This window comes from Wenzhouxiangella marina (genome assembly GCF_001187785.1).
Classification (GTDB): Bacteria; Pseudomonadota; Gammaproteobacteria; order Xanthomonadales; family Wenzhouxiangellaceae; genus Wenzhouxiangella; species Wenzhouxiangella marina.
In genome coordinates this window covers 300176-313909 of the sequence record NZ_CP012154.1, presented here as the reverse complement: position 1 = coordinate 313909, position 13734 = coordinate 300176, and the positions used below count along the sequence as shown (strand labels likewise).

10 protein-coding genes are annotated in these 13734 nt (G+C 64.1%); 3 read left to right on the top strand and 7 right to left on the bottom strand.

Translation table 11 applies throughout. From position 1 onward, the window contains the following. Nucleotides 1-9: 9 nt before the first annotated feature. Genes WM2015_RS01245 through WM2015_RS01225 form a run of 5 tightly spaced genes read right to left on the bottom strand, consistent with a single transcriptional unit; the run spans nucleotide 10 to nucleotide 6140 of the window. Nucleotides 10-3420 carry a pilus assembly protein gene (locus WM2015_RS01245; RefSeq protein ID WP_049724328.1) on the bottom strand — a complete coding sequence of 1137 codons (3411 nt, stop codon included), beginning with the start codon at nucleotides 3418-3420 and terminating at the stop codon, nucleotides 10-12. Between the two features lie 15 nt (nucleotides 3421-3435). Continuing rightward, complete coding sequence (locus tag WM2015_RS01240; protein WP_049724327.1) at nucleotides 3436-3981, bottom strand: pilus assembly PilX family protein; 546 nt, start codon at nucleotides 3979-3981, stop codon at nucleotides 3436-3438. Between the two features lie 13 nt (nucleotides 3982-3994). Further along, the gene (locus tag WM2015_RS01235) at nucleotides 3995-5146 is read right to left on the bottom strand and encodes a PilW family protein (protein ID WP_049724326.1); all 1152 of its coding nucleotides are present in this window, start codon (nucleotides 5144-5146) and stop codon (nucleotides 3995-3997) included. Nucleotides 5147-5148: 2 nt separating this feature from the next. Beyond that, on the bottom strand, nucleotides 5149-5580 hold the full coding sequence (gene pilV, locus WM2015_RS01230) for a type IV pilus modification protein PilV (RefSeq protein WP_049724325.1): 432 nt from the start codon (nucleotides 5578-5580) through the stop codon (nucleotides 5149-5151). A 2-nt stretch (nucleotides 5581-5582) separates the two neighbouring features. Beyond that, a complete protein-coding gene (locus WM2015_RS01225) occupies nucleotides 5583-6140 on the bottom strand; it encodes a GspH/FimT family pseudopilin (protein ID WP_049724324.1) in 558 nt (185 codons plus the stop codon). 164 nt (nucleotides 6141-6304) lie between these two features. On the opposite strand from WM2015_RS01225, the gene WM2015_RS01220 reads away from it, so the two are divergent. After that, on the top strand, nucleotides 6305-9334 hold the full coding sequence (locus WM2015_RS01220; RefSeq protein WP_049724323.1) for a fused MFS/spermidine synthase: 3030 nt from the start codon (nucleotides 6305-6307) through the stop codon (nucleotides 9332-9334). On the opposite strand, the gene WM2015_RS01215 is transcribed toward WM2015_RS01220, so the two are convergent. Continuing rightward, the gene (locus tag WM2015_RS01215) at nucleotides 9322-9564 is read right to left on the bottom strand and encodes a type B 50S ribosomal protein L31 (RefSeq protein WP_049724322.1); all 243 of its coding nucleotides are present in this window, start codon (nucleotides 9562-9564) and stop codon (nucleotides 9322-9324) included. The two genes, WM2015_RS01220 and WM2015_RS01215, sit on opposite strands and share 13 nt — an antisense overlap. Nucleotides 9565-9662: 98 nt before the next feature. Between WM2015_RS01215 and WM2015_RS01210 the strand changes: the two genes are divergently transcribed. Both WM2015_RS01210 and WM2015_RS01205 read left to right on the top strand, forming a co-directional pair. Continuing rightward, complete coding sequence (locus WM2015_RS01210; RefSeq protein ID WP_049724321.1) at nucleotides 9663-11210, top strand: gamma-glutamyltransferase; 1548 nt, start codon at nucleotides 9663-9665, stop codon at nucleotides 11208-11210. A 109-nt stretch (nucleotides 11211-11319) separates the two neighbouring features. Beyond that, nucleotides 11320-11529, top strand: a complete 210-nt coding sequence (locus WM2015_RS01205; protein ID WP_049724320.1) for a hypothetical protein — start codon at nucleotides 11320-11322, stop codon at nucleotides 11527-11529. Nucleotides 11530-11603: 74 nt separating this feature from the next. Here WM2015_RS01205 and WM2015_RS01200 read toward each other — a convergent pair whose 3' ends face one another. Further along, nucleotides 11604-13730: a primosomal protein N' gene (locus WM2015_RS01200; RefSeq protein WP_245609793.1), complete on the bottom strand. Its 2127-nt coding sequence runs from the start codon at nucleotides 13728-13730 to the stop codon at nucleotides 11604-11606. Nucleotides 13731-13734: the final 4 nt, after the last annotated feature.

Below are 13734 nucleotides of genomic sequence, written 5' to 3'. Positions count from 1 at the left end.
AATCTCCTGCTATCGACGCTGAATCCAGACCTGACGGCCTTCACAAATGGACCCCAGCGCAGTGAAGGTTGCACCCTCCACCAACGGGGGAATTCCATATACAGAGCACCATTCCTCGCGCAAGGCATCGTCGGTGACTTCCGGCGGGACGCCCGGATCTTCCGGCTCCTCGGGGTTGGGGATGCCCGGGAAGTCGATCAGACCATCCGGCTGTGTCCGAGTGTGCTGCTTGATGACGATGGGGGGACTGATCGGAGCTCCGATGCCCACTTCGATAGCGCCGCAGTTTGTACACCCCGGAAAGGCTCCATTGCCTGTTGCTGCATCCAGGACATAGAGCCTCTGGATCCCTCCTGGAGTGCAAGGGTCATCAACCGGCTCGTAGGTCGCGATAATCAAGATCCCGAACTGAATCACGGCTTTAGCCATCACGCGCTCGCCGCTGGGGCCACCAACTTCCAGATCAACGTACCAGCCTTCAGGCCCGTTACCCTCGTTGATGACGCTTCTCACTCCTACACCTTCCGAAGCGATTTCGCCTTTCGACAAGCGAGTCAGGTTACTCACGGGCTCATTCAAGTCGCGGATCGCGAAGAAACGGTCCAGGTTCACGGTCAAGCGGTCGCTGTTCTCGATCAATTTTCCGGTACCGAAGAATACGTTCAAGCCTCCGTCCGGGTTCGCAGCGATCGTGGGTGTGGCCGTGATTGGCCGACCGTTCGGGTCGGTGAACAGTCCGTCATCGTAAACCACCACGGGCTCGCTACCCTCGAAGTCGATGCGCCACATTGTTCCATTGAGATCGCCCGCATAGACCCGATCGATGTACGAGCGTGTTGCTGCCTCTCGCCATCCCGCCACGCCGGAAAGGCCGTTTCCTCCAGGATCACCAAGGGGAACCTTGTGAAGCACTGCGCCGCTGAAGAGGTTCAAGACGTAGAGGTAGGCCTGCCCATCTGCCGAATTGTATCCATTGCCGAAAATGGCTACCCATTCCTCATTTTCCAGGCGAGTGATCAGAGGATCTCCGTACGTATATCCAAGATCAGGGTCATCTTCCGCCGTGAACTCCCACCGCACATCATTCTCTCCAAAATTCTGCGGCGTGGATACATCGAGGGCATACACACCACGCCCACCGGCTCCGAGCGTTCCCACCAGAAAAGTCCCCCAGCCACTGCCTTCGAGTGCGTCCGCCACCGCCACTTGACCGTCAACGTAGAACCGGTGGTTATAGTCGGGGTCCGCCAACTGCCAAAGATTCTCATGCACCGCCGCGGGAACGTAGGCGAACAGCTCGTCCATGGTCCGTGCATCAAACGCATGCAGCATGCCATCGTTCGAGCCGACAAAAACCGTATCGTAGCGAGCGGCCGCGCAGTCCGCCGGATCTTCTTGTTCACAGGGATCCCTGGGGTCGCGTTTGACTGCGTCTATGTATCCCAAGTATCCAAGATCGACACGAGCCCAACCCTCGTTCCCCGGACCCGAAAAGACAGGCCGAGAGCCGACGATATCTCCCAGCATGGATGACCGAAATCTCATTCCAGGAACATTGTCCCCTCTCAGGAAAGCGAACAACGCATCGGCCGTGTAAGAACCCGGTGCATTGGCCATCACGCGATCCTGCACACCGCTACCCGAAATGAATTCCGCCGAAGCGTCCGCGTCCGGGTCCCAGGACCAGATATTGCGGTTATCGGCACCAAGGAGCGCGAGTTGCTCGCTGGCCTCGGCGACCACCACATCTTCAATCGGATCGATCGCCTCGAGTTCTCCAACCCAGCCCTGCGTATCGAAGGATGCAGCGTAGATCAGCGAACCGGTCGTCAAGCGGGTCGCAGACACCGACGCGCCGGTAGTGGCGTTGGCACGGGAGGCAATATCCGCCAGGATCGCTCCGAGCTGATTGGCGAAGCTGTCGGGATCGGAGGCACTGAAGTACCCGCCTCGTCCGTTGATGCCGAAATGCAGCAGATCATCGATCTTCGCTGGATTATCGTTTGCGGGGTCACCCCAATCCACCGCATCGCCATTTTCCACCGCCTCGAAGACATCTTCGGGGTCGAGCGCACCAGTAACGCCCAGACCGATACCATAGGTAGTCAAGTGCTGCCAGAAGGCCGGGTCCGTGTCATTCGTGGGGACCCGGTTTTCAAGATCGCCCCGGAGGTCGTTCTTCCAGAACTCCATGGCGACATCGCCCAGGGTGTTGCTACGGGTATCACGATAAGGATCCACCGGCACATAGCCGCCAGTGTCACCAGCAGAATTCGAATGCGTTGGCCCGGCCGTATTGTCCGAATTGTCAACGTCAGGATCACCACCGTTCCAGAACCCATCGGTCATGAGGATGTGAAAGCTCTGTCGACAGTACAAGTCCTGACCCGCGGCCGATCCGGGCAGGGTGGACCAGGGGCCACGGGCATCCGAACGCTGGAAGTATTCACCCACATCTTCCGCCGCCCTTCTTAACGGGGTGCCGTTATTGTTGATGACCCGCCCATACAGGGCTTCGTAGAATCTGTCGCGATCCAGCCCATCGAAAGGTCGTACACCATCGATGATCGTTCGGGTGTTCACGCCATCCACGGAAGTCGAGTCCTGGTTGATCGCGGCGAAACCCACTCGCGCGCGCGAGGGCAACTCCGCGAACGCGCGGCCGATGCCATTTCGCGCAGCCAGGATGCGCGAACGGGAATACTGGAACCAGTTGGCGAAGTTCTGGATTTCCTCGTTGCGGGTCCGCGTGATTCCGCCGGGGCTCGTGAAGGTGGCCGACGCCGGGGTGGTGTTGCGAATCTGGACACGCTCGTAGCTGTCGCGGTCGGTCCGATCGCCGCCGATGTAGTTGTAGTAGGTGATCGGCCAGTACGTGTGGTCGCCATTGCAGGGATCACAGAAGGCCTGATCGAACGCATTGCCTCGAAACCACACGGCCCTCTGAGTCTGTTCATCGAGGAGATCCAGATCACCGAGGCCCGGGATATGGGGATTGTAGAGAGCATTCCGGGGATCGGCGTCCGGCATGAAACTGCCGTCGGCATTCTTCCATGGCTTGTATGTCAAATCCGGGTTGTAGAAGACGCCGTTGTTGGCGGCGGATCGTCCGAAATAGTTGTGCAAGCTGTCATCGCGAAAAGATGGCACCTGATTGGCATAGTTGACCCCTCCGTACAAACCGTTCGGGCGAGGGAACATGAAGAGCGTGTAGCGAAACTCCGGACCATCCGGCATGAACTCCCACTGCATCGATCCGGAATCGTCGAGGGTAAACATGATGTTGGGATCGATATTCACCGCAACGAACAAAGGCGTCTGAGCGATATCCAGGTCATCAGCACTGGCCGGCGCGCTGATGCCTACTGTGCAGCAGAACACGGCGGTCAAAACAATCGAATTAAAGCGTAGTTTCATCATTGTTCCTTACCTCGATTACTGAGGCCAGAAGAAGATCGTCTGGGCAATGGCTTCGGCCGTGCCGGTTGGACTCTCCCCGCGCGCAACGATCAGAAAGTACTCTCCCGAGGGGATCTGTTCTCCGATCGGGCGACATGGAGAGCCATAAACCAGACCGTTGTGCTCGTAGTCGCTGAGATCGACGATCATGTAGTCATTGCCCGACTCCGGCGCCTCGCGCCAGGGCGGGGGCGGATCACCGTTCCAGTTCCAGAGCGCAGGGTCGGGGACGGACATGCTGCAGTCAAAACGTTTGAGCCCCATTTCAGGCCACACCGGAATCACCTCCAAATCCCCGGAGCCCGTGGCAAGCTGGGTTACCGCTTGCTCGATTTCCCGAATCGTGGCTTCGGCCTGCTGGAACGCCAGATTCATTTCCGACACGTTACTGGCCATGCGCTCCTGCATGATGCTGACGTTGCTGGAGGTCAGACCCACCAGGGTCAGCACCAACAGCACCATCAGCGCCACCAGCAGGGCCGCGCCTCGCTGGCGAAGGGGAAGACGTATCGATCGACTCATCTATCAGCCCTCCTTAGAGCGTGATCTGGCGGTTGCGCAGCGACACCGTCGCCAGGAAAGGCCGCCGCATGCGATTGTCACTGGGGTTCGTGATGCGAGTGCCCGACAAATCGAAGACCTGCTGCACCGGTGCGCCACCGGCCAGATCCGGCGAGCGCACCAGCAGCGACATGCGGATGCCGATCACCATGGCCCAATCCGGCACTTCATCCCCCGGCACCCAGAAGTCGACGCTCTGACCGTCCCCGCCCTGATTCGCAGGCAGGCTGTAGCCATAGAGCACCTGCAGGGATTCGATCCCCTCAGCCAGCTCTTCATGGACCGGGTTCTCGGTGCCCAGCGACATATCGGCCCGGTAGAGACCGGGCTGGCCCGTGTCCTGATTGATGCCGATGTAGTAGGCCATCACGCGCACGCGAAAGACCTGCATGCTGTCGTCGTAGGCCGTACTGAAATTGACCTTGTTGTTGTTTCCCGGCCCCGGCGAAGCACAGTTTCCGGTGCCCGCACTGAAGGACGATGAATTCTCGTTGGTTCGGTTCTGAAACAGATCGCTCTTGGAGCAGTTCGTCACCAGCACGATCGCGTTCTTGCCGACCAGACTGTCCCCCTCGAGAACGATGCTGGAGGAGTTGGCCTTGTTGTTGTTCTTGGCGGTCAGACCCGGGATCACTTCCAGGCTACGGATCACCAGCACGTCGCTGCCCTTGACCACTCGGTCTTCGAGAATGTCGGGGAGATCGATCACTACACCATCGACCAGGGAACCCCAGTCGCCCGAATCGGCGGTTTCGATGACATCAAGCGTGTAGTCCTCGTTCCGTCCCGTGCCATCGAACTCCCAGCCCGTGAAACTCTGGTTCGGGTCGAAGATGGCGTCGACGTAGCCAGCACAGTCTTCACGCAGATGGTTGTTGATGTTGGTGCGGGCCGCACAGAAACCGTTCGCGCCCACCGCGCGGACTTCTCGCTTGAGCGTCTCGATGGCAAAACGGCCGTTTTCCTGTACGCGAGCCAGGCCTTCGTTGTTCATGTACGTCATCTTCTGGCCAGCGAAGAGCTGCAGGACGCCGGCGGTGACCAGAAGGCCGAGCACCAGCGCAACCATCAACTCGACCAGACTGACACCACGCTGCCGATCAGGCTCAGAAAAGAAATGCATCATGTTCAGATCCTGGTTTGAACCACTAGGGACTCTTCGCCGCCCACGGCGTCTTCCATGCGGTCTTCAGCCCAGGTGACCGTGACAGCCACCTGGGCAGAAATCGAATTCGGCACCTCTCCGCAGCCATCCACTTCAATGGCCAGCGCACCGCCCGGTAGTTGGTCCTCGACGAAGAACGTCCAGCTCTCCAACAGCGGGAGATCGCAGGCTACTTCCACCTGGGAACGATTGACGCGAGCGAAGTCGATCACCTCGTAGGCCAGATTGTTCGCCTGGGTGCGAAAATACGCCCCCTGGCCGGCATTGAGAGAAAACCCCTGCAAGGCTGCCAGGCCCAACAGGCCGATCGAGACCACCAGTACGGTGACGAGAACCTCGATCAAGGAAAACCCCCGGGACCGGCGGAGAGGCAACTCGGATAACCTGAATCTCATTTTCAACACTCCACTCGCTCGACGTGCGACCGGCCGGTCAGCACAATGGAAATGTCACGCGCGTTCTCACCCGTACAATCGGGAATTCTCAATTCGAACACGAGTGGCGGAGCAGGCATGGTGATGCCATCCACGGACCCGTCGGCCAGGTAACGAACGAAGTCTTCATCGCCATCGTGATTCAACGTGGCGTCACCGCGCAGAGGCGGCCAGCGGCGAAGCACCTCGTCGATGCCGGTGGCGTCCGTACCTTCGATCTCGTCGTCCACGTAAGCGATCCACCCCAGGGTCCAATCGGCGCCGCACTCGAGATCGGCGTCATCGGCGCTGGAGGTGTCGCTGGCGCACACGGAAACCGGGCGAGACCGCTTCAGCGCTTCCGACCGGGCGAACTGAAACGCGGTCTGCAGGTCATTGGCCTGAACGGTCAAGCGATTGTTCTGCACCACCGCTCGCAAGGAGGGGAGCGCGAGGCTCAGCAGGATCGCCGCGAGCGCCACGGTGATGATGAGCTCCAACAGCGTAAACCCGGCCTGGGCGCGTTCTGCGCGATTCGACATGCTACGACCTCCACTTCGTCACGCTCCAGAATACCGATGGCCATGTCGAATTCAAGCGCAGGGCGACAAACGGGGCGAATCCGCCGACCAGTGGCCCCCTCGTCCGCGGCCACGGCTTGACCGCCTTGGTTACACTGAGCCTCCCTTCCCGCCCCGGTCCGCCCATGGCCAAGTTACTGACCCGCCGCCACGACCTGCCGCCGACCCTGGTCCGTACGGGGCTGCTTCTGGTGTTCTTCGCCTCGGGCCTGGCCGGCCTGATCTACCAGTCGATCTGGGCGCAGTATCTGGGGCTGCTGCTCGGGCATACGGCCTACGCGCAGGCCCTGGTGATCGCCGTGTTCATGGGCGGCATGGGGGCCGGTGCCGCGCTGGCGGCGCGACGCAGCCAGGGCTGGCGGGGCCTGATTCGCGCCTACGCCCTGGTCGAGATCGTGCTAGGCATCGCGGCCCTGCTCTTCCACGGCCTGTTCGTGCGGGTCCATGCCATGCTGACGGATCAGTGGCTGGGCCTGCTCCCCGGCGAGGTTCTCGCGGAGGCCGCTCGTTGGCTTCTCGGCGCCGGTCTGATCCTGCCGCAATCGATTCTGCTCGGCATGAGCTTTCCGCTCCTCGCGGCCGGCCTGATCCGCCTGCAGGGCTCGGAACGGGGGCAGACCCTCGGCAGCCTGTACTTCAGCAACAGCCTCGGCGCGGCCATCGGCGCGCTGCTGGCGATCTTTCTGGTGCTGCCATGGATCGGCCTCCCCGGCACGGTTCAGTTCGCCGGCCTGCTCAATCTCCTGGTCGGCATCGCCGCCTGGGTTCTCGGTAGCGGAGAGCGGCAGCGCCCACCCGCCCCGCATGCACAGCCCCTGAACGAAACAGCGGAACGCGGGGGGCTGCTTCGTCTCGTTCTTCTGGCCACCGCGCTCTCCAGCGCCGCCTCCTTCGTCTATGAGCTGGGCTGGATCCGCATGCTCTCGCTGGCCTTCGGCACCACCCTGCATGCCTTCGAGCTGATGCTGGCGGCCTTCATCGGCGGCATTGCACTGGGCGGGCTCTGGGTCCGGCGCCGGGCGGATCAGTTCAGCGACCCCCTGCGTGCCGCCGGGTGGCTGCAGGTCGGCATGGGCCTGGCGGCCCTGATCTCCCTGGCGATCTACGCCGATGGCGCCTTCGAGTGGGTCGGCTTGCTGATGCAGGGCCTGAGCCGTTCGCCCGCCGGCTACGCCTTCTTCAACGTCGGAACCGGCCTGGCCGCGATCATCATCATGATGCCGGCCGCCTTCTTTGCCGGCGCGCTGCTGCCCCTGCTCACGAGTCTGTTGCTGCGTCGCGGTCACGGCGAACGGGTCATCGGACAGGTCTACGCCTGGAACACTTTCGGCGCCATTGTCGGCGTCTTTGCGGCGCTCCAGCTACTCATTCCCCTGCTCGGTCTGCGCAACGCGATGCTGAGCGCCGCCGGCGTGGACCTGCTGATCGGCCTGGCCCTGATCCTGGCATCTGCACGGGAGCATCCCGGCCGGCTGGCACTGACGGCCGCCTCATCGGTGGCGCTGGCCGGACTCCTCATCGCGATCGGTCAGGTCCACTTCGATCCCTACCGCCTGGCCTCGGGTGTGTTCCGAACCGGCACCGATCGCCTGGGTGACGACCTGCGGATGGTCTACTACCGCGACGGCAAGACCGCCAGCGTTGCCACCTACGAAAGCTTCGACGGACAAACCCGGTTCATTACCCACAACGGCAAGGTCGACGCCTCGCTGAGCATGCGGCCCGGCGCGCCCACGCCGGACGAGCCCACCATGGTGCTGGCCGGCGCCCTGCCCTTTGCCTACCGCGAGAACGTTCGCGAAGCCGCGGTGATCGGCTTCGGGTCGGGTCTGACCACGCATACGCTGCTTGCCGATCCCGGGCTGGAGCGCGTGGACACGATCGAGATCGAGGAGCGCATGATCGAGGGTGCGCGCCATTTCGGGCATCGTGTGGAGCGGGCGCTGGAGGACCCGCGCTCGCACCTCGTCATCAACGACGCCATGGCCGTACTGGCCGCCAGCGCTCGCCGCTACGATCTGATCGTCTCGGAACCATCGAACCCCTGGATGGCGGGCGTCGGCAGCCTGTTTGCCGATGAGTTCTATCGCTTCGCCGCCTCTCGCCTCAGCGAGCAGGGCCTTTTTGTCCAGTGGATCCAGCTCTACGAAATCGACGAAGCGCTCGTGGGCTCCGTGCTCAGCGCGCTCTCGCCCCATTTCGGGGATTTCCAGGCGTGGATGGCGAACTCCTCGGATCTGCTGATCGTCGCCTCGCTGAACGAACTGCCAGACCCCGAGCTCTCCCGCCTGTTCAGAGGCGAGCTGGGCATCGAGCTTGCACTGGTCGGATTGACTCAACCCGAACAGATCCGGCTGCGCGAGTTCGGAGATCGTCGCTGGCTGCAGGCCATCACCCGAACGCTCGCCGAGCCGCCCAATTCCTGGTACTACCCTCGCCTGAGCCTTGAGGCACCGCGTACGCGCTTCCAGTTCAGCCGAGCCGAGCGACTGATTCGCCTGGCAGAACAACCGCCGCCGGCTCGTCGGATCCTCGGCATCGGCGGCACGTTGCCGGCCGAGATTCGTCCGTCCAGGCTGACGCACTTCGCTGCCGAACCCGCCACGGCGAGCGCCCGCAGCGCCCTGAAGGAACTCCGTTCCGGGGCGATGGCCGTGATCGAGCAGCCGGCGATCGAATTGCTGGCGCGCCGCTCGCGGGACTGTGAATGGCTATCCTCGAACAGCGGCCAGATCGCCTGGCTGGACGCCTATTCGAGCGCCGCCGAAAGCCTCGTGCCGTATCTGGGCGCGGAGTATGCGGATGCGCTTGGCGGACAAGGCTGGCTCGAATGCCCGGCGCTGCCCGATCGCATCGGTGCCGCCCTCTCGCTGGCGAGTTTGCTGGTCGGGGACGATCCGGACGCCCTGGCACAAGCGAGCCGGCGCTGGATGCAGCTGCTGGAGCACGGCGCTCTACCCGAGGGGCTCTATCTGAGTGAACAGGCCTGGCTCGCGGGTCAGGCCGTGTATCTCGCCCGCGAGGACTACGCGGGCTGGGAAGACTTTCGCCTGGAGTTCATCGGCCTGGTCGAAGAGACCGACCAGGTCCGATTTCTGGAGGAGGTGCTCGGCGAGTACGCCAACGCCCTCCTCGAGCCGGCTTACTTGCCGTAGCGCTTCTTGAACTTGTCGACGCGACCGCCGGAGTCCACCAGCTTGTGCTGACCGGTGTAGAACGGGTGCGACTTGCTCGACACCTCGACCTTGACCAGCGGGTACTCGTTACCGTCTTCCCACTTGATGGTTTCCTTGGTCTGGACGGTGGAACGGGTCTTGAAGATCAGGTCGCTGGACAGGTCCTGGAAGACCACTTCGCGGTAGTTCGGATGGATATCGGCCTTCATGTCGGCAATTCCTAACAGAAAAGTCAAAAGATAGCCGTGCATTATCACCCATCGAAGTTCGTGACGCAAGCGCCGGCTGTCCCCGGTAGACTATCGTGATGTCCGGCCATTGCGCGAAAACCCGGCGAATCGCCAGTGGCCATCGAGCCACCACCGACGCGGCCGCCGCCGTCCTCGAACTCGGCGGCAATGCGGTCGACGCGGCCATCGCCGCTGCGGCCACGGCCTGCGTCGCCGAGCCCCTGCTCTGCTCGCTGGGCGGCGGCGCGCTGGCCATCGTCCGGGTGCCCGGCCGGGCACCCGTGGCCCTGGATGCCTTTACCCAGACCCCTAGACAGCGTCACGCCGGCGAGCTCGATTTCTACCCCATCATCGGCCACTTCGGGACCGACACGCAGGAATTCCACGTCGGCCTGGGCAGCATGGCCACGCCCGGGGTGCCGGCCGGCCTGGCCGCCCTGTCCGAGCGCTTCGGACGTCTGCCTCTGGACGAGGCGCTCGCCCCGGCAATATCCGCCGCGCGCGACGGCGTCGAGCTCAATGCGATGCAGCACCACACGCTCGAGATCCTGCAGCCCATCGTTCGTGCCAACCCGGCCTGCAGCCGCCTGTTCGGCCTCGATCGACCGGACGGCCCGCTGCCGGTGATCGGCACGCGCCTGAGCAACCCCGAGCTGGCGGACTTCCTCGAGGATTTCGGCCAGCAGGGGCCCGATTGCTTCTACCGCGGTGAGCCGGCGCGCAAGCTCGCCGAAGCCTGCGTGCACCACGGCGGCCATCTGCATCTGGGCGACCTGGCCGCCTATCGGGTGCGCTGGCGCCGCCCCCTGCGCTGGCGCTACCGCGATGCCACGCTCTGGTCCGCGCCACCGCCGGCCTTCGGCGGCATGATGCTGGCCCTGGCGCTCGGGCGCCTGGCGCAGCTTCATCCCACCCCGAAGCGCAGCGGGCGGGAAGCGGCCTGCTCGGCCATGATCCAGGCGCTGGACTGGACCGACCGCGTGCGCCAGGATCTGGAAACACCGGACGCCTCGTCCTCGGCTCGCAGCCTGCGAGCGGCGTTCCGGGACCTGCGCGCTCGACACGCTCTGGTTCAGGCGGGTACCACGCACATCAGCGTCGAAGACGAGAACGGCCTCGGCGTGGCGATCACCCTGTCCAACGGCGAAGCCTCGGGCTACGTGATCCCGGGCACCGGCATTCTCATGAACAACATGCTCGGCGAAGAGGACATCAATCGCGCCGGATTCCATGCCTGGCCCTGCAATCGACGGCTGGCCTCGATGATGGCGCCGACGCTGATTCGGCGGGGTCAGGCGCACTGGCTGCTCGGCAGCGGCGGCTCGAACCGGATTCGCAGCGCCCTGACCCAGGTCATCGCTCGCCTGATCGACGGTGGCAGCGCCCTGTCCGATGCCATCGAAGCGGCCCGACTGCACGTGGAAGGCGGTCTCCTGAGCTGCGAGCGCCCTACCGGTGATCGAACACTGCCGGACCCGGACTGGTGGCGACAACGGCATCCCGAGGCCTGCCTGTGGCCCAGGCGAAGCCTTTACTTCGGCGGCGTTCATGCCATCAGCCACGACGATGCCGCGGCCGATCCACGGCGGGAGGGACGGGCGAGGATCCTCGCCGCCAGCTCTTGATTTCTTCACGGTCAGAGGCGTATTTTTAAGGTCGGGCTACGGATGGCCCGCGATCGGGCTGATCCGTGGGCTCAGTACGGCCTAATGGTGTTAGCCAAGGAGTTTGCCAATGAAACGCCTGATCCTGATATCCGTCCTGTCCCTCTCCCTGCTCGGCTGTGCCGCCTCGTCCGAGACGCGGCCCGAATCCAGCTTCAAGAGCATCGATCAGAGCTACGTCAACGCGGTCGAGTACCAGGCCCGACGGGCCGGGGTGCGCGTCGAATGGGTCAATCCGCCGCGAGCGTCCGAGAGCGAGCTGCAGCAGAACCAGCGCTGAGACAATCCGCGCCCACCAGGGAACCTCTGAATGATCATGCCCGGAGCGCCCGGGCATGATCATTCAGAGGTTCCCTAGAAATCGAGCGGGTCCATGTCCGCGTGCCAACGTACGCGGCGTGCCTCGGGCAGCGCCTGGAGCTGGCTCAGTTGCCCGGCCATGACATTGGCCAGGCGGGCCCGCTCGGCTGACTGAACCCACAGCTGGTACCGCCAGAAGCCCGCCCTGCGCGTCATGATGGCAGGCACTGGACCGGAGACATTCAACCCCGACCCCTGCAGGATGTCGGCGGCGCGACGGAGGAAGCGTCGAGCCGGCTCGGTCTGCTGCGATTCCGCACGCAGCAGGGCCAGGCCGCTGGCCGGTGGCAGAGCCGCGGCACGTCGCTCCTCCAGAAGCTGGCGCGCGAACAGCAGATAGTCACCGCGACCGAGCAGCTCGAGAAGCAAGTGTTCGGGGTGGTGGGTCTGGAGGACGAATTCCCCTTCCCGGTCGGCTCGCCCCGCTCGCCCGGCCACCTGATAGATCGCCTGCCCCAGGCGCTCGGGCGCCCGGAAATCTGCGCTGAACAGGCCCTGGTCCACATCGAGCACGGCGGCCAGGGTCACGCCAGGCAGGTGGTGGCCCTTGGCCAGCATCTGCGTCCCGACCAGTATGCAGGGTCGGCCATCGCGGACCGTCTCCAGCAGGGTCTCGAAATCATGCTTTCCCGTCAGGCGGTCCCGATCGACCCGATGCACCGGCGTGTCCGGAAACTGCTCATTCAGCAGGGCTTCGAGGCGCTCCGTACCGGCGCCCAGCGGCACGAGGCCGGGATCGCCACATTCGGGACAGCGCCGTGGAGGGCGCTGCACGGCGCCACAATGATGGCACTGCAGACGCTCGCCGACCTGATGCCAGGTCAGGTGTGCGCTGCAGCGAGTGCATTCGGCCGACCAGCCACAGGCCTTGCACATCAGCACCGGCGCGAAGCCACGTCGATTCCGGTACAGCAGCACCTGGCCACCGGCCATGAGGTGCTTTCGAATCAGACCGAGCAGGGCATCGCTCAGGGGGCCCGTCTGTCCGCGCTGATCGAGCACGCGCCATCGGGGTTCCTGCGCCTGGCCGGCACGGCGGCGTAGTCGAAGGAGGCGGTAGCGCCCCTGATCGATGTTGTTCAGGCTCTCCAGGGCCGGGGTCGCCGAACCCAGCACGATCGGCACCTGCTCGCGCTGCGCGCGCAGAACGGCCACATCGCGGCCATGGTAACGAGCGCCGTCCTGCTGCTTGAGCGAGCTGTCGTGTTCTTCGTCGACCACGATCAGCGCGGCCTGCTTCAGGGGCAGGAACACGGCCGAGCGGGTGCCGATGATCAAGCGCGCTCGACCGCTCCTCGCGGCCTGCCAGCAGGCCAGGCGCTCACCTTCGCTCAGATCGGAGTGATAGGTCCAGGCCCGCTGGCCCAGGCGGCGCTCGAAGCGACGGACCAGCTGCGGCGTCAGGCCGATCTCCGGCACGATCACCAATACCTGTCCCCGCCGCCCCATCAAGGCCCGGGCGGCGCGCAGATAGACCTCGGTCTTGCCGCTGCCGGTCACGCCGGCCAGCACGAAGGCGGCAAAGCGTCGCCTTGCCGCCAGCAGTCGGACCACCGCCTCACGCTGTTCGTCGTTCAGCGCCGGCCCCGGTTCGGGACGGAGTTCCGGCTGCTGCTCGCTGGCCTCGATCAGGCCGGACTGGTGCATCCGGCGAATCAGTTCGGGCCGAAAGCCCTGTTCGAGGAGCTGCTCGCGTGAGCGCGGCGCCCCGAGCAGTTGCTCACGCAGTTCGGCCTGACGCGGGGCCCGCTCCAGATCCGCCTGAAGGCCGGCCGCCGTCAGACGCCAGGCTTCCGGTGCTGCGGGTCGAAATGGCTGGCTGCGCCGCAGCGCCGTCGGCAGCAGAAGATTGACCAGCTCGCCGGGGGGAAACAGGTAGTAGCGCGCACACCAGCGAGCCAGCTCCACGAGCTCGGGCGTCAGCAAGCCCTGATCGAGCACGTCTTCGATCGGCTTGAGGGCACCTTCGAGACTGGCGGGGTCCTGGCTGACGACCAGGCCGACCAGGCGCCTGCGCCCGAAGGGCACCAGCACCCGTGAACCCACCGCCGGCGGCGCTTCGCCGGCCGGGGGAAGGTAGTCGAACAGCTGCGGAAGCGGGACGGGGACCGCGACCTGCACGCAG